The sequence below is a fragment of the Streptosporangium saharense genome, assembly GCF_014203715.1.
In the GTDB taxonomy this organism is placed as follows: Bacteria; Actinomycetota; Actinomycetes; order Streptosporangiales; family Streptosporangiaceae; genus Streptosporangium; species Streptosporangium saharense.
The window spans coordinates 788,071-805,864 of record NZ_JACHJP010000002.1; the positions used below are offsets into that span (position 1 = coordinate 788,071).

General features: G+C 71.4%; 18 protein-coding genes. 9 read left to right on the plus strand and 9 right to left on the minus strand.

All coding sequences use genetic code 11. The features are described 5' to 3' along the window. Nucleotides 1-5 precede the first annotated feature (5 nt). Entirely contained in the window at nt 6-821 is an 816-nt protein-coding gene (locus tag FHS44_RS12475) for an ABC transporter ATP-binding protein (RefSeq protein WP_184714125.1), read from the minus strand. Nucleotides 822-878: 57 nt separating this feature from the next. Continuing rightward, entirely contained in the window at nt 879-2,453 is a 1,575-nt protein-coding gene (locus tag FHS44_RS12480) for a serine/threonine-protein kinase (RefSeq protein WP_184714126.1), read from the minus strand. Between the two features lie 200 nt (nt 2,454-2,653). Here FHS44_RS12480 and FHS44_RS12485 point away from each other — a divergent pair, with 200 nt between their 5' ends. The 3 genes from FHS44_RS12485 to FHS44_RS12495 are packed head-to-tail and all read left to right on the plus strand — an operon-like array spanning nt 2,654 to nt 5,061. Continuing rightward, nucleotides 2,654-3,499, plus strand: a complete 846-nt coding sequence (locus FHS44_RS12485) for an ABC transporter permease (RefSeq protein ID WP_221460668.1) — start codon at nt 2,654-2,656, stop codon at nt 3,497-3,499. Beyond that, nucleotides 3,492-4,289, plus strand: coding sequence for an ABC transporter permease (locus tag FHS44_RS12490; protein ID WP_184714127.1), 798 nt, complete (start codon nt 3,492-3,494; stop codon nt 4,287-4,289). Before FHS44_RS12485 ends, FHS44_RS12490 begins: the two co-directional genes overlap by 8 nt. A 4-nt stretch (nt 4,290-4,293) precedes the next feature. Beyond that, nucleotides 4,294-5,061, plus strand: coding sequence for an ABC transporter ATP-binding protein (locus FHS44_RS12495; RefSeq protein ID WP_184714128.1), 768 nt, complete (start codon nt 4,294-4,296; stop codon nt 5,059-5,061). 214 nt (nt 5,062-5,275) lie between these two features. Here the strand turns inward: FHS44_RS12495 and FHS44_RS12500 are convergent, their stop codons facing one another. Together FHS44_RS12500 and FHS44_RS12505 are read right to left on the minus strand one after the other, a co-directional pair. Next, nucleotides 5,276-5,620 carry a DUF1036 domain-containing protein gene (locus FHS44_RS12500; RefSeq protein WP_184714129.1) on the minus strand — a complete coding sequence of 115 codons (345 nt, stop codon included), beginning with the start codon at nt 5,618-5,620 and terminating at the stop codon, nt 5,276-5,278. A gap of 3 nt (nt 5,621-5,623) precedes the next feature. Continuing rightward, on the minus strand, nt 5,624-5,833 hold the full coding sequence (locus tag FHS44_RS12505; protein ID WP_184714130.1) for a hypothetical protein: 210 nt from the start codon (nt 5,831-5,833) through the stop codon (nt 5,624-5,626). 227 nt (nt 5,834-6,060) lie between these two features. On the opposite strand from FHS44_RS12505, the gene FHS44_RS12510 reads away from it, so the two are divergent. Together FHS44_RS12510 and FHS44_RS12515 are read left to right on the plus strand one after the other, a co-directional pair. Beyond that, entirely contained in the window at nt 6,061-6,615 is a 555-nt protein-coding gene (locus FHS44_RS12510; protein ID WP_246435406.1) for an MFS transporter, read from the plus strand. Between the two features lie 76 nt (nt 6,616-6,691). After that, the gene (locus FHS44_RS12515) at nt 6,692-7,435 is read left to right on the plus strand and encodes a YcnI family copper-binding membrane protein (RefSeq protein ID WP_184714132.1); all 744 of its coding nucleotides are present in this window, start codon (nt 6,692-6,694) and stop codon (nt 7,433-7,435) included. 75 nt (nt 7,436-7,510) lie between these two features. On the opposite strand, the gene FHS44_RS12520 is transcribed toward FHS44_RS12515, so the two are convergent. The 3 genes from FHS44_RS12520 to FHS44_RS12530 all read right to left on the minus strand — a co-directional run bounded on the left by FHS44_RS12520 (nt 7,511) and on the right by FHS44_RS12530 (nt 10,772). Further along, on the minus strand, nt 7,511-8,263 hold the full coding sequence (locus FHS44_RS12520; protein WP_246435407.1) for a DUF2705 family protein: 753 nt from the start codon (nt 8,261-8,263) through the stop codon (nt 7,511-7,513). 214 nt (nt 8,264-8,477) lie between these two features. Continuing rightward, nucleotides 8,478-9,473, minus strand: coding sequence for an ABC transporter ATP-binding protein (locus FHS44_RS12525; protein WP_184714134.1), 996 nt, complete (start codon nt 9,471-9,473; stop codon nt 8,478-8,480). Between the two features lie 147 nt (nt 9,474-9,620). Then, nucleotides 9,621-10,772, minus strand: a complete 1,152-nt coding sequence (locus FHS44_RS12530) for a LolA family protein (RefSeq protein ID WP_184714135.1) — start codon at nt 10,770-10,772, stop codon at nt 9,621-9,623. A 167-nt stretch (nt 10,773-10,939) separates the two neighbouring features. Here FHS44_RS12530 and FHS44_RS12535 point away from each other — a divergent pair, with 167 nt between their 5' ends. The 3 genes from FHS44_RS12535 to FHS44_RS12545 are packed head-to-tail and all read left to right on the plus strand — an operon-like array spanning nt 10,940 to nt 13,689. Next, a complete protein-coding gene (locus FHS44_RS12535) occupies nt 10,940-11,614 on the plus strand; it encodes a response regulator transcription factor (RefSeq protein WP_184714136.1) in 675 nt (224 codons plus the stop codon). Beyond that, nucleotides 11,604-12,989: a sensor histidine kinase gene (locus tag FHS44_RS12540; protein ID WP_184714137.1), complete on the plus strand. Its 1,386-nt coding sequence runs from the start codon at nt 11,604-11,606 to the stop codon at nt 12,987-12,989. Before FHS44_RS12535 ends, FHS44_RS12540 begins: the two co-directional genes overlap by 11 nt. A gap of 58 nt (nt 12,990-13,047) precedes the next feature. Continuing rightward, nucleotides 13,048-13,689: a TetR/AcrR family transcriptional regulator gene (locus tag FHS44_RS12545; protein ID WP_184714138.1), complete on the plus strand. Its 642-nt coding sequence runs from the start codon at nt 13,048-13,050 to the stop codon at nt 13,687-13,689. 255 nt (nt 13,690-13,944) lie between these two features. On the opposite strand, the gene folP is transcribed toward FHS44_RS12545, so the two are convergent. Together folP and FHS44_RS12555 are read right to left on the minus strand one after the other, a co-directional pair. Next, nucleotides 13,945-14,787, minus strand: coding sequence for a dihydropteroate synthase (folP, locus tag FHS44_RS12550; RefSeq protein ID WP_221460669.1), 843 nt, complete (start codon nt 14,785-14,787; stop codon nt 13,945-13,947). Between the two features lie 92 nt (nt 14,788-14,879). Continuing rightward, on the minus strand, nt 14,880-15,749 hold the full coding sequence (locus FHS44_RS12555) for a LysR family transcriptional regulator (RefSeq protein WP_184714139.1): 870 nt from the start codon (nt 15,747-15,749) through the stop codon (nt 14,880-14,882). A gap of 397 nt (nt 15,750-16,146) precedes the next feature. On the opposite strand from FHS44_RS12555, the gene FHS44_RS12560 reads away from it, so the two are divergent. Then, nucleotides 16,147-17,424 carry a neutral zinc metallopeptidase gene (locus tag FHS44_RS12560; protein WP_246435408.1) on the plus strand — a complete coding sequence of 426 codons (1,278 nt, stop codon included), beginning with the start codon at nt 16,147-16,149 and terminating at the stop codon, nt 17,422-17,424. Nucleotides 17,425-17,794: the final 370 nt, after the last annotated feature.

Below are 17,794 nucleotides of genomic sequence, written 5' to 3' on the forward strand. Positions count from 1 at the left end.
CCGAGTCAGGCCCGTACGGCCCTGGCCGACCAGCGTCCCTCGTGGTGGCCGACCCGCAGCGGCCTGCCGAAGCAGTCGGACAGGTTCTCCTCCGTCAGCACCCGCTCGACCGGCCCCGCCGCGCTGACCCGCGACTCTCGCATCAGCAACGCGTGGGTCGTGGTCGCGGGCACCTCCTCCAGGTGGTGGGTGACCGTGACCGTGGTCAGCGCGGGCCGGGTCATGGCGAGGTTCTCGACCGCCGTGATCAGGTCCTCCCGCGCGGGAAGGTCGAGCCCGGCGAACGGCTCGTCGAGCAGCAGCAGGACCGGATCGGCCATCAGCGCCCTGGCGACCCGGATCCTGGCCCGCTCCCCCTGCGAGCAGACCCGGAAGAGCCGCTCCGCCAGCTCCTTGCAGCCCATCTCGCCGAGCATCCGGTGGGCGCGCTCGTGCTCCTCCGGCCGGTAACGGTCCCACAGCGGGGCACTCGTACCGGTGTGACCGGTCAGGACGACCGTGTGCGCGGTCGCGCCCTCCTCCTCAAGCAGCTCCTCGTCGATGAGCCGCTGACTGGCCGCGACCAGTCCGATGTGACGGCGCAGCTCCCGCAGGTCGACCCGGCCGAGCCGCTGACCGAGCACGGTCACCGCGCCCTCCGTCGGATGCCGTACGGCCGCCGCCAACGACAGCAGGGTGGTCTTACCTGCCCCGTTCGGCCCGAGCACCACCCAGTGCTCGCCGTACCCGACCCGCCAGTCGACCCCGTCCAGCAGCGTCCCGCCGACCACCCGGACACCGACACCGCTCACCTCGACCGCACCGGGCGCGAGCCCGCCCATAACCGTCCCCCTCCGACACGACACGCGCCGATCACCCTAACGGACGCCGCGTCGGGGTCACTCGCCGGACTTCACCCCAGGTCCCGCGCTCGGTGAGGGGACGGAGGGCGGCACCACCGACGAGCCGCCCGTCCCCGAGGCGCTGCTCTCGCTCTCTCCCGTCTGCGGGACCGGGGGCTTCGAGTCACCGGGCGTCACCGGGCACTCCCCGCCCTTGACCGACGCCCCCGCGCACCCGGTGGGCTCCTCCAGACCGGAGGTGTCCCGCGTCCACCGGGGAAGCGGCGGATGACGCGGCGGCCGCGCCGGTCCCCGCTTCTCGGGGGTGGCCGGGACGGTGGGGGTAGCCGTGACGCTGACCGTGGCCGAGGCGACCGGAGAGGCCGGGACCACCGGGACGACCGGCGGCGTCACCGCCCTCGGCACGACCGGCTGCGCCGTGTCCCTCGGGGCGCGGCCCGTCGGGCTCGCGTGGATCGGGGCGACCACCGCGGGAAGCTCCCGCACCTCGGGATCGGCGTACGGCCTGGCCCCGCCCTTCGCCGCCGCGACGACCGTGACGGCCGCCATGACGACGGTCGCCAGAGCCGCGAACCCCGCCTGCCCCCGGTGCGCCCGCCCCGGCACCGCCCTGGCCGCCCTGTGGGACGCGGGACGCGCCACGGCATCGGGACGTGGGGACGGGCTCTCCGCCGAGACCGCGGACAGCTCGGCCCCCACCCCGCCCAGCGGGTCCTTCGGCCACGGCACCGGGATCCAGATCCGCCCGAGCATCTCGGCGACCGCGGCGCGGAGATTGCCCGGGACGCCGACGCCACCGGCGACGAGCAGCGCGCCGAGCAGGTCGGCCGCGCCGGGCCGCAGGGCGGGATCCTTGGCGAGCGCGGCCTCGACCACCGGGCGCAGCGTCTCCGGCAGCCCGGTCAGCCGCGGCGGATCGCCCAGCACCCGGCGGGCCAGCGCCTCGGCGTCACCCGCGCCGAAGGGATGACGGCCCGTGGCCGCGTAGGCGACCAGGCACCCCCAGGCGAAGATGTCGGAGGCGGGCAGCGCGGGCCCCCCGGTGAGCCGTTCCGGCGCGACCCAGCCGGGGCTGCCCATCACCTGGCCCGCCTCGGTGTGCGCGACGAGGGTGTCGACGTCCCTGGCGATGCCGAAGTCGATCAGCCTCGGCCCCTGCTCGGACAGCAGCACGTTGCCCGGCTTGAGATCGCGGTGGACCAGGCCCGCCTCGTGCACCGCGACCAGCGCGGCCGCCACCCCCAGGGCGACGCCGTAGGCGAGGTCACCGGCGAGCGGCCCCGTCCTGGCCATCACCTCCGACAGCGCGGGACCGGGGATGTACTCGCAGACGAGATACTGGCGGTCGCCGTCCACGCCGTCCTCGAAGACCCTGGCGGTGCAGAAGGGCACCACCCGACGGGAGTGGACGATCTCCTCGGTGAACCGCGCGCGCAGGGTGGCGTCGCCGAGATGGGCCGGATGCGGGGTCTTGAGCGCGACCACACCCCCCTGTGGCCGCTCGGCCAGGTAGACCACGCCCATCCCCCCGGCTCCCAGCCGTCCGAGCAGCCGGTGGCCGCCGACGGCGACCGGGTCCCCCGGTTCCAGGGGCCGCACGCCGGTCGGCATGCCGTACATGGGACCAGATCCGCCACGTGCCATCCTGGTTGAGCCTCTCGTGTACGCGATGCGGCACACACACTGTGGCGAAACCGGGAGCCCTTCGCCCATGCCCCGGCACGAAGGGCGCCGAAAGGTAAGGGGAATCATCCCTCGCGGTAATCAACCTGTGACGCCATGTCGCCGGAGGTGCGGGAAAACCCGTTGCCATGATCACGACCCGTGGCGACGATAGGGGGTCGTTCCGACGCCGCTTTCGGGGAGGTCTCATCCTTCTCTACCTCCGCATCGCCTGGTACGGCTTCCGCCGCCACTCCGCCTACCGGTCCGCGGCCTTCGCCGGGGCCTTCACCAACGCCGTCTTCGGCATCCTGCGCGCCTACGTGCTGATCGCCCTGTGGAACGCCCGGCCGGGGCTGGCGGGATACGACCTCGCCGACGCCGTGACCTTCTGCTTCCTCAGCCAGGCCTTCATCGGGCCCATGCAGCTCTTCGGCGGCGGGCTGGAGCTGTCGGGACGCGTGCGCAGCGGGGACGTGGCCGTCGATCTCGTCCGTCCCGCCTCGCTCCAGTTGTGGAGCCTGGCCGACGACGTGGGCAGGGCCGCCTACCTGTTCCTGCTGCGCAGCCTGCCCCCGACGGCGGTCGGCGCGGCACTGTTCGGGCTGGTCCTGCCCTCGGGGCCCGCCGCCTGGCTCTCCTTCACCGCGGGCCTCGCGCTCGGGGTCGTCGTCAGCTTCGGCTGGCGCTACCTGGTCGCGCTCTCGGCCTGCTGGTTCATGGACGACAGGGGCATGCAGTCGCTCTCGCTGATCCTGACGCTCTTCTTCAGCGGCATGGTGCTGCCGCTGAACCTGTTCCCCGGCTGGCTCGGCGACCTCGCCCGCGCGCTCCCCTGGTCGGCGATGGTCCAGGTCCCCGCCGACCTCTATCTCGGCAAACGCGACATCCTCGACGCCCTGGGCTTCCAGGCAGCCTGGGCTGTCGCGCTGCTGGCGCTGGGCGCCCTGGCGACCTCCGCCGCCCGCCGCAAGGTCGTGATCCAGGGTGGCTGACACGGTCAGGACCTATCTCCTGCTCGCCTGGACCTGGCTGCGGGCCTCCGCCCAGTACCCCGGGCCGCTGATCACGATGGCGGTCGGCGCGTTCGCCATCAACATGCTCGACGTCGTGGCCATCTGGGTGATCTTCGAGCACACCCCCTCACTCGCCGGGTTCGGCCTGGCCGAGGTGATGTTCCTGTACGGCACGTCGAGCCTGTCGTTCGCGGTGAGCGACATGCTCTTCGGCAACCTGGACCGGCTCAGCCAGCACATCAGGACGGGCAGCTTCGACGCCATGCTCATCCGCCCGGCCAGCGCGTTCGTCCAGATGGCCGTGGACCGCTTCAGCGTGCACCGCTTCGGCAGGATCACCCAGGCCGTGATCGTGCTCGCCATCGCCCTGCCCCGGCTCGACCTGCCCTGGAGCAGGGCCTGGGCGGTGCCGCCGATGATCCTGTGCGGGATCGTCATCTTCTCCTCCCTCTTCGCCCTCGCGGGCGCGGCGCAGTTCCTGCTGACCGACGCGCCCGAGGTGGCCAACGCCTTCACCTACGGAGGCAGCACGCTCACCCAGTACCCGCTGAGCGTCTACGGCCGCGACCTCGTCAGGGGGGTCACGTTCGTCGTGCCGCTGGCCTTCGTGAACTGGCAACCGGCGCTGTTCGTGCTGGACCGGCCCGACCCGCTCGGCCTGCCGTACTGGCTGCGCTTCGTCTCCCCGCTCGCCGCGCTGACGCTGGCCGCCGTCGCCGCACTCGCCTGGCGGGCGGGCGTCCGCCGCTACCGCTCGACAGGGAGCTGACAACATGATCGAGGTTCAGGAGGTCGGCCGGTCCTTCACCGTCGGCCGTCGCCGCGACCGCAGAACGGTGCACGCCGTACGAGATCTGTCGTTCACGGTCGGGGCCGGGGAGTTCGTCGGCTACCTCGGGCCGAACGGCGCGGGAAAGTCGACGACCATCAAGATGCTCACCGGCATCCTCGCGCCGACCACGGGCCGCATCGAGGTGGCCGGGCTCGACCCGTCGCGACGCCGTACGGCTCTCGCGCGCAGGATCGGCGTGGTCTTCGGGCAGCGGACGACCCTGTGGTGGGACCTGCCGCTGCGGGACAGTTTTGAGCTGATCCGGCACCTTTACAAAGTAGATCGCGTTGTCTTCCGGGAGCGGCTGGAGGAGCTGTCGAGCCTGCTCGGCCTCGGCGACTTCATGGCCACCCCGGTCCGCCAGCTCAGCCTGGGCCAGCGCATGCGCGGCGACGTCACCGCGGCCCTGTTGCACGACCCCGCCGTGCTCGTGCTGGACGAGCCGACCATCGGGCTGGACGTGGTCAGCAAGGCCGCCATGCGCGAGTTCCTGAGCCGCCGCAACGCCGAGCACGGAACCACGGTCCTGCTCACCACCCACGACCTGGGCGACATCGAACGGCTCTGCCGCCGGGTGATGCTCATCGACCACGGCCACCTGGCCTTCGACGGCACCCTCGACGACCTGCGCGCAACCGTGCCCGAGGAGAAGTCCATCGAGGACGTGGTCGCCCGGCTCTACACCGGCCAGGCCACGACGGGCGCCTGACCACCACGTCTTCGGAAGGTGTGGTGACCGGCCCGGTCCAGGACCGGGCCGGTCACCGGCCCGCGGGCGGGACGCCCCCGGAGGGCGGGACACCGGGTCGCAGACACCGGTGCCGATCCGGGGACGCCCGCCGTCACGGGCGACGCCCGGCACGCGCGCTCCAGCGGTCAGGGGGGATGGGAGCGGACGCGCCGGACCGGAGGGGTGAGCTGAGTCAGGCGACGAGGTTGACGTAGTAGGTGGAGTAGCCGTTCAGGTCGACCAGCCGGGCACCGACCCGCCGTGCGGCGGTGCTGCCGATGTTCAGACAGGACTCGAAGGCGTTCTGGTAGACGTAGAACGGGCCGTAGGTGCCGGTCCAGATCCGGCCGTCGGCGGCCTCTGCGTAGAACGCGGCGTAACGGTTGTTCGTGCTGAGGACGTAGGCCTCACCGCCGGGGTCGATGGCCCACCAGCCCCGGGTGCCCCACTGGCCGTGGTCGCGGCAGCCGTCCGGGTTGTAGAACATGATCGCGACCCACGTCTTGGCGGTGTAACGGTTACGGAAGTGCAGTTGCATGACCTATCCCTCCGGTTCCGCGAAGCGCTGGGCCAGCGGCCTGGCGTCCGGCCGCTCGTCGGCCCGCGGGGGCAGGTGGCCACCGGCGTCCGCGGCGACGGTGACCGTCTCGGCGACTCCCGGATGGGCGTCGGTCTCACCGACACCCGCTCCCGTCGCGCCGGCGAACGCCACCCTGGGGTCGGGATGGCGCTCTGTACCGTTGTCGGGCATGTCTCACCTCTATCTCGTGAATGCGTAGGGTGATCAGTCAACAACGTACAGTTACGTAACGGGTGTGTAAAGAGGAGTTCCGGCATGTCCGATGCCCACGGCGCCACATTCCGGGCATCGTCGGGAAAGATCTCCCTGCGGCCCTGCGCGCCCCCGCTTTCGCGTCCGCGCCCGGCCGTGAGCCCGGAAAGGCGAGGGGGGCCGGAGCGTGAGAGCATATGGGCGTCATGCGTGCCCGTCTCCCGTTACGCCTCACGCGCACGGCCGCCTTCTCGGCCGTCTGCGTGACGCTCGCCGCGCTCGGCCACCTGGCCGCGGGCGGCTCGGGGCCGGAGCCGTGGGCGGTCGCGGCCGGTGGCGCCACGGTGATGGCGGTGGTGGCGGCGCTGGCGGGTCGTGAACGGTCGGCGACGACGATCGGTGTGACCCTGTCCGGCCTGCAGCTGTTCCTGCACGAGCTGTTCGCCTTCGACGACCCCTCGGGGATCTCCCTCGCCATCCACGCCCACGGCGGCAGGCTGGGCGAGAACCTCGGCATGATCATCGCGCACCTCACCGCGACGCTGATCACCGGCTGGTGGCTGTCACGCGGCGAGGCCGCCCTGTGGGCGCTGCTGCGCGCCACGGGACAACGGCTCGGCGCGGCCCTGCGCCTGCTCCCGCTGCCGTCGATCCCCACTCCCCCGCGTACGGCGCCGCCCGCCGTCGCGCCCGCCCCCGCCGTCGGGCGGTTGCTCCGTCACACCGTCAGCAGACGCGGTCCTCCACTTCCCGCCGTCTGAGTCACCTGTCACCTGTCACCTGTCACCTGTTCAGCGCGAGACCAGAACGCGAAGTATCGAAGTGGAGTCCCCAAGCATGTCCCTTTCCTCAGTGTGCCGTCGTGCCGCCGCCGTGACCGCCGGTGCCCTCGCACTCACCGTCGGCCTGGCCCTGCCCGCCCTCGCGCACGTGAGCATCAACCCGGGAACCGCCGAGCAGGGCGGATTCACCAAGGTCGCCTTCCGGGTGCCGAACGAGCGCGACAACGCCTCCACCGAGAAGGTCGAGGTCGCCTTCCCCACCGACCACCCGCTGCCGTTCGTCTCGGTCAAGCCGGTGCCCGGCTGGGACGTCAAGGTGGTCACCGGCAAGCTGCCCAAGCCGGTCACGACCGAGTACGGCGAGATCACCGAGGCCGTCACGAAGGTCACCTGGTCGGGCGGGAAGATCGGCCCCGGCCAGTTCCAGGAGTTCGAGGTCTCCATGGGGATGCTCCCCAAGGACACCGACGAGCTGGCCTTCCCCACCACCCAGAGCTACACGGGCGGTGAGGTCGTCAAGTGGGCCGACGAGCCCAAGGCCGACGGCTCCGAGGCCGACCACCCGGTCCCGACCCTGAAGCTCACCCCCTCGACCGGTGGCGACGAGCACGGCGCCGCGGCGGCCAGCCCGTCCGCCCCGGCCACCGTGACCGCCCACGAGTCCGAGGCCGCCAAGCCCGCCGCGCAGGCGTCCTCCTCCGACGGCACCGCCCGCCTGCTGGGCGGGGCGGGCCTGCTGGCCGGAATCGTCGGCGTCGTGGTCGGCGTGCTCGGCCTGCGCCGCGGACGCGCCTCCTGACAGGCGCAACAACGAAGACGGCGGGGGCCGCGGGCCCCCGCCGTCTTGTTTTGACCTTGTTTTGACACGGCGGGATCAGCCGCTGATGTCCTTGCCGTTGAACCTGGCCCAGGCGATCGAACCGAAGATCACGGTATAGGCGGCGAACACCAGCAGCCCCTGCCCCATCACCTCGGTGGCCACCGGATCACGCAGCACCCCGTCGAAGTCGTTCCACCAGCTCGACAGCAGGTACGGCCTCAGCCCGGCAAGCTGCGGGACGGCCCCGAGCACCTGGGCGACGATGACCAGCACCACGGTCGTGGCGATGGCCCCGATGGCGACCTCCGTCAGCGTCGAGAGGGCCAGCGAGATCGCCGCCAGCGCCGCCATGCCCGCCGTGACGTACAGCACGACGAGCCCGATCCTCAGCAGCCCCTCCGCCATCGGGATCGTCCCACCCGACAGCAGTGTGATCGGCCCCGCGGGGAACAGCAGCAGCCCGGTGAGCAACGACGACAGCGCGACCGCCGTCACGGCCACCAGGCAGAAGACCACCGCGTTGGCGTACTTGACCAGCAGCAGCCTCGTCCGGCCGACCGGGACCGACAGCAGGTAGCGCAGCGTGCCGATACCCGCCTCCCCCGCGATCGAGTCCCCGGCCACCACCGCGACCGAGACCGGCAGCAGCAGTTGCACGAGGATCGAGAGGGCGGCGAAGGTGAGGAACAGCCCGTTACCGGTGATCTGGGTGAAGATACCCGGGGCTCCGTCGCTGGCCTCGGGCCCGCCGAACGTCCTGAGCGCGACGCCGAGCAACACCGGGACCAGGACGAGCACCCCCAACATGGCGAGGTTCCTCGGCCTACGAAAGGTCAGACTGACCTCGGAGAAAAGAAAATTATGTCTCTTGGTAAAACCCACGGCGTTGACGGCACCCGAACCGGAACTTCTCACCTCGGTCGTTGATGTATCCAGGCTGGATGTGTCGTTTTCGACGGCATCAACCTGATCTGTGACAGAGGGTCGGGTGGCAGTGATGGTGTGGTTGGGGGAGATCTTCTCAGCCGGCGACATCGAAACCCTCTCCGGTCAGGCCGACGAACACGTCCTCAAGACTTGGGCGCCGTACGGCCAGGCCGCGGACCGCGATTCCGGCGGTGACCAGTTCGGCACAGATCCGCTCGGCGGGCTCCTCGCCCAGTTCGGCGCTCACCTCGTTGTCGGCGTCCTGGCCGGTCCGCACCCCGGAAAGGCCCAGGCCCTTCAGGACGGCCTCGGCCCGCGTGACGTCCGGGGTCTCGACGCTGATCCTGACCGCCTCCCCGGCCCTGAGGGCGGCGAGGGGGCCCTGGGCGGCCAGCCGTCCGGCCCGCATCACCGCCACGTGGGAGCACATCTGCTCGATCTCGGCCAGCAGGTGGGAGGAGACGAACACGGTCGTGCCCTCCGCCGCGATCTCCTTGACCAGGCCGCGCACCTCCCGGGTGCCCTGCGGGTCGAGACCGTTGGTCGGCTCGTCGAGGATCAGCAGTTCCCTGGGCCGCAGCAGCGCGGCGGCGATCGCCAGCCGCTGGCGCATGCCCAGGGAGTAGGCGCGGTAGCGCTTGCGGGCCGCGGCCGTGAGCCCCACCCTGTCGAGGGCGTCGCCGATCCTGGCCGAGGCTGTACGGCGATCGACCGTGGGGTCGGCGGCGTCGTAGCGGCGCAGGTTGGCCTCGCCGGACAGGTAGGGGTAGAAGGACGGCCCCTCGACCAGCGCGCCGACCCTCGGCAGCGCCGTCCGCAGACCGCCCGGCATGGGGCTGCCGAGCAGTTCCCAGCCGCCCTCGGACGGGGCGACCAGGCCGAGGAGCATGCGGATCGTCGTTGTCTTCCCCGAGCCGTTCGGCCCGAGGAACCCGAAGACGCTGCCCTTCGGCACGGCCAGGTCCAGGTGGTCGACGGCCACCTGGCCGCCCCTGAACCGTTTGGTCAGCCCGCGCGTGACGATCGAGTAGTCCTCCGCGCGGGCCCCCGGAGGCGCGGAGGAGGTTATGTCCTCCTGGACGGTCAGCATGGCTCTCCCATCGTCACCTGTGTCGTCTTCAGCCGAGGGCGTGACAGCCCACGGCGCGCGTCGCCGCCCCTGTCCCCGGTCCCGGGGAGGACGTGGACGCCTCCCCGGGACCGGCCGCCGGGAGTCGTGGGTCTCCCGGCGTCACGCTCATCCGCGCGCCGCCGCCTCCTGCAGCTTCTCCGGGGTGACCGCGCCGACCAGCAGGCGGCCGTCGTCGGTCAGCAGCGCTGACAGCAGCTTGGTCTGGATGACCCTGCCGCTGCCCCACGGCCCGCTGACCTGCTTGGCCGACCCCAGCAGGGCGGTCGCGACGGCGGTGGCGTCCTCGCCCTCACCGTCCGCCTTCTGGGCGGCGTTCGCGCCGAGGTCCTTGACGGAGAAGGGAAGCACGGCGACCGAGGTCCAGCCCTGCCCGACGACCTTGAGGTCGCCCTCCAGCTTCCGCTGCCGTTCCTGCCTCGCCTGGTCCTGCTCGCCGGGCTCGTCGGCGTTCCGCTCGGTGACCTTCGCGCCCGCGGGCGGGGTGAAGGTGAAGTTCTCCGCGGCGGGCGGGGTGAAGGTGATCGAGGTGAAGCCGACCTCGAAGGCGGGCTCGGCGGCGCTCTTGGCGTAGACCTGCACCCGCAGCGGGACGAAGGTCTCCCCGTCGAGGGCCAGCCTGACCTCCTTGACCAGGGACGCGCTGTCCTTGGGGGCCAGGACGAGCTGGTAGGCGGGGCGGTCGGCGACCCGCTCGGTGTTGCTCACGCTCACCACGGTGTCCGTGGCGGCCCGGCTCAGCACCTCCTGCGCGGCCTGCTGCGGGGTGGTCGCCGAGGGGAGGGCACTGGCGTGCTTGCTCTCCGTGCCCCGGTCCACGCCCTTGATCCGGGTGGCCTCGTTGGTCTCGCTCTGCCAGAGCCAGACCTGGTCCCCGTTGACGATCAGGTCGGTCTCGCTCATCCGGCCGGGCAGAGCCAGCCTGAGGCGGTCGGCGCCGCCGTACCAGACCTTGAGTTCGTGTGAGCCCGCGAGCAGCGCGGCGGGTGAGGAGCCGCCCGCGCCCGAGATGTCGGGCAGGCCGGGCAGTCCCAGGGAGGCCGTCTGGATGACGGTGCCCGACATGGGCTTCACCCCGCCTGACTGACCGGCCCTGGCGGCGTCGGCGAGCAGCTGCTGCGCCGTGCGCGTGGGGAGCGTGGGCTCGCCCTGGACGGCGGCGATGACCGGGCCCGCTCCGACGGCGGCGGCGACCACCGCGACCGCGGCGATCGGCACACCCCATCTCGTCACGCGGCTACGCCCCGTTCGTTCAGACATGTCACTCCTTCACGGTAATGCGTCGATCGTTACTGTTGGCAGCTTGCGTGACCGCTCCTGTGCCGACGCTGAGACAGACTGAGAGGGCTCACAGGGTTCTCAGCGGTCTCTCAGGGCCGCTGGTCGAAGATGGGGGCGGATGGGGGCGAAGGTGAAGGTGGTGGGAGATGCGGGTTCTCGTCGTTGAGGACGAGCGGCGGATGGCCGCGGCGCTCCAGCGCGGGCTGCAGGCCGAGGGGTTCGCGGTCGACCTGGCGCACGACGGCGAGGAGGGGCTGCACCTGGCCAGGCACGGCGACTACGACGTGGTCGTGCTGGACATCATGCTGCCGAGGATCTCCGGCTACAACGTCTGCAAGCAGCTGCGGGCCGAGGAGAACTGGGTGCCGATCCTGATGCTGTCGGCCAAGGACGGCGAGTACGACATGGCCGACGGTCTCGACCTGGGGGCCGACGACTACCTGACCAAGCCGTTCTCCTACGTCGTGCTGGTCGCCAGGCTCAGGGCGCTGCTGCGCCGGGGCGCCAACCGGCGTCCCGCCGTGCTGAAGGCCGGGGACCTGACCCTCGACCCCGCGCGGCGCCGGGTCTCCAGGGGGCAGCAGCCGGTCGAGCTGACGCCCAGGGAGTTCGCCCTCCTGGAGTACCTCATGCGCCACCACGACGAGGTGGTCTCCAAGTCCGAGATCCTGGAACACGTGTGGGACACCTTCGACACCGACCCCAACGTGGTCGAGGTCTACGTGGGCTACCTGCGCCGCAAGATCGACGCGCCGTTCTCCAGGAACGCGCTGCAGACCGTTCGGGGGGCCGGATACCGGCTCGCGGGCGATGGCGGCTGACCCGCTCACCAAGGGCAGGCGCCGTACGGCCGGATGGTGGCGGCGCAGGAGCCTGCGCTTCCGGCTGACCGCGGCCGCCTCGGCCGTGCTCGCGCTCGCGCTGGTCGTCTCGGCGTACGTGATGGTCGGCGTGCTGGGCCAGGCGCTGACCACCACCATCGACGACGCGATCTACCAGCGGGCCCGTGACACGGTCTCGCTGGCCGACGCGAGGCGGCTGCCGAACGAGCTGACCACGCCGGACGGCACGCTGCTGCAGGTGATCGACGCCCAGGGGCGCATCACCCACGCGACCACGGGCACCGACCGGCTGGTGCCGCTGCTGAACACGGCCGAGCGGGCCGCCGCGCTCGCCAGGGGCAGGGCGGGATTCGTCAACGGCGAGCCGTACGGGATCCCGCATCTGCTCCGGGTGCGGGTGCTCAGCGCGGACCGGGGGCAGAGCGTGATCTCGGCCCGCTCCTTCCGCGAGGTGCAGACCAGCCTCAGCACGGCCGGTCACGTGCTGGTCGTCGGTACGCCGCTGCTGCTCGTGCTGCTCGCGGGGGTCAGCTGGATGATCATCGGCAGGACGCTGCGGCCCATCGCCGCGCTGCGCAGGGGCGCCGACGAGATCACCGACACCGCGCGCTCGCGGCGCCTGCCGGTGCCCGAGGCGCGGGACGAGGTGCACAGCCTCGCCACCACGCTCAACGACATGCTGGCCAGGCTCGAACAGGCCGACGCGCGGCAGCGGGCCCTGGTCTCCGACGCGGCGCACGAACTGCGCAGCCCGCTGGCGAGCATCCGGCTCCAGTTGGAGGTCGCGCTCGGCCACCCCGAGGGGCAGGACTGGCGGGAGACGGCGGAGGGCGTGTTCGAGGACGCCATGCGGCTGTCCAGGCTGGCCGAGGACCTGCTCGCCCTGGCCAGGCTCGACGAACGCGGTGGTCCCGCCCGCAGGGAGCCCGTCGAGCTCGACCAGCTCGTCCAGCAGGCCGTCGAGCGCTACGGCGACGCCGTCGTGGTACGGCTGCCCGCCCCGGGTGAGACGGCCGTGGTGACGGGTGACGCGCTCGACCTGGGACGGGTGCTCGTCAACCTCGTGGACAACGCGCTGCGCCACACCTCCTCCCCGGTGGTGGTCGAGCTGCGCGCCGAGGGCGCGGACGCGGTGCTGACCGTCACCGACGACGGCCCCGGCATCCCCGAACCGGACAGGGAGCGGGTCTTCGACCGTTTCACCCGGCTGGACAGCGCGCGCAGCCGCGACGAGGGCGGCGCGGGGCTCGGCCTGGCGATCGTCAGGGAGACCGTCAACGCCCACGGCGGCGCGGTGCACCTGGAGGACGCCTCGCCCGGTCTGCGGGCAGTTGTACGGCTTCCGCTATCTTGACCGACGCTTGTCCATCATGTGCTTGGCCGGGGCGGGCCGGAGACCTAGCGTCGCTTCCATGACTTCCGCTGACGGCGGCGAGCGGGAGCTGATCCTGCGGGTCGCGACGCGGCTCTTCGCCGCCCTTGGCTACGACGGGACCTCGACCAGTCAGATCACCGAGGCCGCCGGTGTTGACGTCGCCACGCTCAACGAGAACTTCGGCGGCAGGCGGGAACTGTATCTCGCGGTCATGGAGCGCGCCCACCTCGCCGAGCTCGCCCACCTTGAGGGGACGATCGCCAAGATCTCCGCCGCGCCTCCCGGCGACCCCATCCGCGAGCCCGCGGGGGCCGTGCACCTCCTGCTCGACAGCTACATCGACTTCTGCGTCAGCAACCCGGACCTCGACGCGCTGTGGATGCACCGCTGGCTGTCCGACGCCAGCGACGTCACCGAGCCGGAACGGCAGTACGTCCAGCCGGTGATCAGGCGCATCAGCGAGGTCCTGCAGTCCATGGCGCCGGGCTCGGCGGACGTGATGTTCACGGTCTGGACGGTGACGTGGTCGGCGCACGCCTTCTCCCGTGCCGGGGTACTCGACGAGGAGGGCAACCACTGGAGCCCCGACGACCCGGAGATCCTACGCAGGTTCCGCGCCTACATGCACGAGCTGGTGCACCACGCCCTCGGCCTGCCGGGCAGCCCGCCCGCGCCGTGAAAGCGTCGTGACCTTCGGTTTCCTCAGAAGGACGGTGCGCGACGACCCAGATAACAAATCGATTTACCCCGGTAAAGATATTGCGGTAAACCTGCCGCGGGTTCACGATGGGGACGCTCACTCGTGCCCCTGGGCTTTCGCCCCCGGCCGGGCGAGACCGCCCGCTGAGCAGGACCTCTCGAAAGGCGAGGTGCGCCCCCGCCTCGCGATCGGGCCACCCGTTCCCCCCACGGGTGGCCCGATCACATCCCGGCCTCAGTGGCTCGGGCCACGCAGTCCGGAGACGACGGCGAGGGCGTCGCGGGCGGAGGCGGCGTCGTGGACCCGGAAGACCCTGGCGCCCTGCCAGGCGGAGACCGCGAGGGTGGCGATGGTCCCGGCGTGCCGCTCGTCGACCGGCAGCCCACCGAGGGTCTCGCCGACGAAGTCCTTGTTGGAGACCGCGACGAGCACCGGCCAGCCGGTGCCGACCATCTCGCCGAGCCTGCGGCTGATCTCCAGGGAGTGCCGGGTGTTCTTGCCGAAGTCGTGCGCCGGGTCGATGAGGACCGACTCTCTGGCGACGCCCGCGGCGACCGCGCGCTCGGCGAGGCCGACGGTGTGTCCTATGACGTCGGCGACCACGTCGTCGTAGGCGATGCGGTGCGGCCGGGTGCGCGGGACGACGCCTCCCGCGTGCGCGCACACCAGCCCGATGCCGTGTCTCGCCGCGACGGCGGCCAGGCCGGGATCGACCCCGCCCCAGGTGTCGTTGAGCAGGTCCGCGCCCGCCTCGGCGACGACCTCGCCGACCTCGGCGCGCCAGGTGTCGACGCTGATGATCAGACCGGGATGACGGTCCCTGACCGCCGCGACCAGACCCGCCACCCTGCGGATCTCCTCCGCGGGGTCCACCTCGTCGCCGGGACCCGCCTTGACGCCGCCGATGTCCACGATGTCCGCGCCGTCCTCGACGGCCCTGTCGACGGCCTTGAGGGCGGCCTCGAAACCGTAGGTCCTGCCCCTGTCGTAGAAGGAGTCGGGGGTGCGGTTGACCACCGCCATGATCGCGAATTCGCCGGGCCGGAACTCACGGCCACGCAGGCGCAAGATAGTCATCGGTACCGAGCCTATCGGGCCGGTGCCGGAGAGGCGGGCGCTCCCACCTGCGCCGCCTCCGGGGGTTGGGGGAACCGTGCGTCACGCGGACGCTACGCGGCGGACCCACCCTCGGCCACCGTGACGAAGTCCTGGGCGACGGAAGGAAGGCGGCGTCGCGCGTGGACGAGGGCGATCACCCTGCGGACAGAGGGATCGAGGGAGCGGACCACCAGTCCCGCCCTGACCGCCTGCTCGGCCATGCCCCGGTACCACAGCAGGGAGGCCGCTCCAGAGCGGACCGTGTTGAGCCAGTTGCCACGCTCGTCGAGCTGTACGGCGGGCACGGGGGCGATGCCGTACTTGGTGAACAGGGCGTCGAACTCCCTGCGCCGGGCGCTGCCGGGCACCGGCATGACGAGCCGCATGCCGTTGAGCCTGTTCATCGGGACCGGATCGGGCAGGTCGAGACCGGGCGGGGAGATCAGCACGATCTCCTGACGTTCCAGCGGATGGCTGACCAGGTCGGCCGGGACGGGCAGGTCCGTCAGGCCGAGATCGGCCCGTTGGTCCCTGATGGCGTTCACCACGCCGTCCCGGCCGTCGCAACGGACGATGTGCACACGCACCCCTGGATGCTCGGCGGCGTAGGCGGGAAGGAGTCGTCCGGCCAGCCCCGGTTCGAGGCTGGGGGTCGAGGCGATGCGCAGTTCCGCGTCGGCCTGGTGGCCGTGCGCGGACAACGCCTCGATCTCCCTGACGGCGTCGAGCGCCTCCCGGGCCAGCTTGACCACCCGGCGCCCCTGCGCCGTGACGACCACGCCGCGCCCGGAACGGGCGAACAACGTCATTCCCAACTCTCGCTCCAGGTCCCTGATCGCGCGGGAAAGCGCGGGCTGCGCGATGTACAGCGACCTGGCCGCATCTGTCATGGTGCGGTGCTCCGCCGTCGCGACCACGTAGCGGAGCTGCTGCAGATTCATGGCTTCGACGCTAGGACACGGGCCGGGGGTCGGTCCCGGACATTGCAGAGATCACCTTTGCCGATTTCAGAATGTAACCGGATATAGCGACATCCGTGACGGATGATAAATCAGTATGCTTACGCCCCAAATTCGATAAAAGTCCGGCCATTCCTGGGTCATCGGACACTCGGGTTAACGGGGAGACAGCGTGACAGGCAACGGGCACAACCCTCCACAACCGCCGTGGCCACAGGGCCCCCAGGGTCCTCAGGGGTATCCACGTCACGCGCAACCACCCCCCGCCTGGCCCGCCGCCCCACCCCAGGGACCTCCCCAAGGACCGCCCCAGGGTCCTCCGCAGAGCCCTCCTCAGGGACCTCCGCGGGGGCCGTATCCGGGACAGCCGCCCAGGGGGATGCCCGCGCAGCCGTACCCGCCCGCGCCGCAGGCTCCCCCGGGGCAGGGGATGCCACCGGGGTACGGCTACCCGCCACCCGGCCGGGGACCGAATCAGGGATACGGTCACCCCGCCCCCGGCCAGGGCCACCCGCCCATGCCGCAGGGCTATCCGCCCCCTCCGGGGCAGGGGCACCAGGGCTACCCGCCACCCGGGCCGGGGTATCCGGGAGCGCCCCAGGGGCGGGGGCCGTACGGCGGGCCGATCCCACCACCGCCGCCGATCCCGCCCGTGCCGTGGCAGCCGCCACGACGGCGCTCGGGGGGCGCCGCCGTGATCGTGGGAAGCGTCTTCGGGGTCATCGCGCTGCTCTTCGTGGGCCTCGTGGTGGTCGGGGCGATCATCAAGAACAACCGCTCGACCTCGTCCCCGCAGCTCGCTCTGCCCAGCTACTCGCCCTACCGGCCCTACGACAGACCGACGGACACGCCGACGGAGGCGCCCACACCCACGCCCTCGCCCACCTCGACGGGGACGGTGAACCCCCCGAGGCAGGTCGTCCTCAACACCACCCTGGAGCGCAACACCCTCTACCGGGCCGGAGGGCTGCCCACGGTGAGCTGCCCCGTCGGCTCGCCGAGCATCTACAGCCACAGCCAGCTCAAGTCGCTGATCATGAAGACCTCCCGGTGCCTGAACAAGGGCTGGTCGCGGATCCTCGGTGAGCAGGGCATCGACTGGCGCCCACCCGGCTACGCCATCGTCGCGACCAAGGGACGCGGCGCGTGCGGGGACTTCCCCCAGGTCGGCAGCATCGTGCCGTACTACTGCCCGCGCAACGGCACCATCTACGCCTCGACCGGCGCCATGGCCAAGGGGTCGGGCAACAGCCTCGGATACGGCCAGATCGTCGGCTGGCACGGCGCGATCATCAGCATGATGGCCCACGAGTACGGCCACCACGTGCAGCAGCTGACCGGCCTGTCCAACACCTGGTGGCAGCGGACCCAGCGCTCGTCGAGCAGCAGCGGCAGACTCGCGCTGAGCCGCAAGTTCGAGCTCCAGGCGACCTGCTTCGGTGGGATGTTCATGCGTTCGGTCGCGGGCACCTACCCGGTCACCCCGGCCAGGCGCAACACGCTCTACTACTTCTACTCGCGGGTCGGGGACTGGCCCGGATACCCCCGTGACCACGGGAGTCCCGCGAACAACAACCGCTGGTTCCGGCAGGGCTACGAGAAGAACAAGGCCTTCCAGTGCAACACCTGGCTGGCCCCCTCCTCCTCGACGTCATAGCTATGCCATAGCTTAAATACTCATTAACCCGCGTTTGGTTGTCTGTCTGCCATGTCCATGTATGGGGCTAGAATCCTGCCAATTCCGTGTAATCGGGGGACCTCGGCTGTTTTGCCAGGTGGACCGGGGTAGGACGCAGTAGGAAGCGGTGTGATCATGCGCCATGGGCAGGGCCAGGGGGATCCCTCCGGCGAGGACGGGAAACGGCACGCCCCTGAGCAGGACCCGGTGGGCGGGGCCGCCCCTGGCGCCTCCGCCGTCCCCGACACCCGGGGAACCGCTGGTCCCGGCGTCCCAGGGGCCGCCGTTCCCGGACCTTCAGGGCCTCCCGTCCCGGGCACCCCGGGGCCCGCCGGTCCCGGCGTTCCAG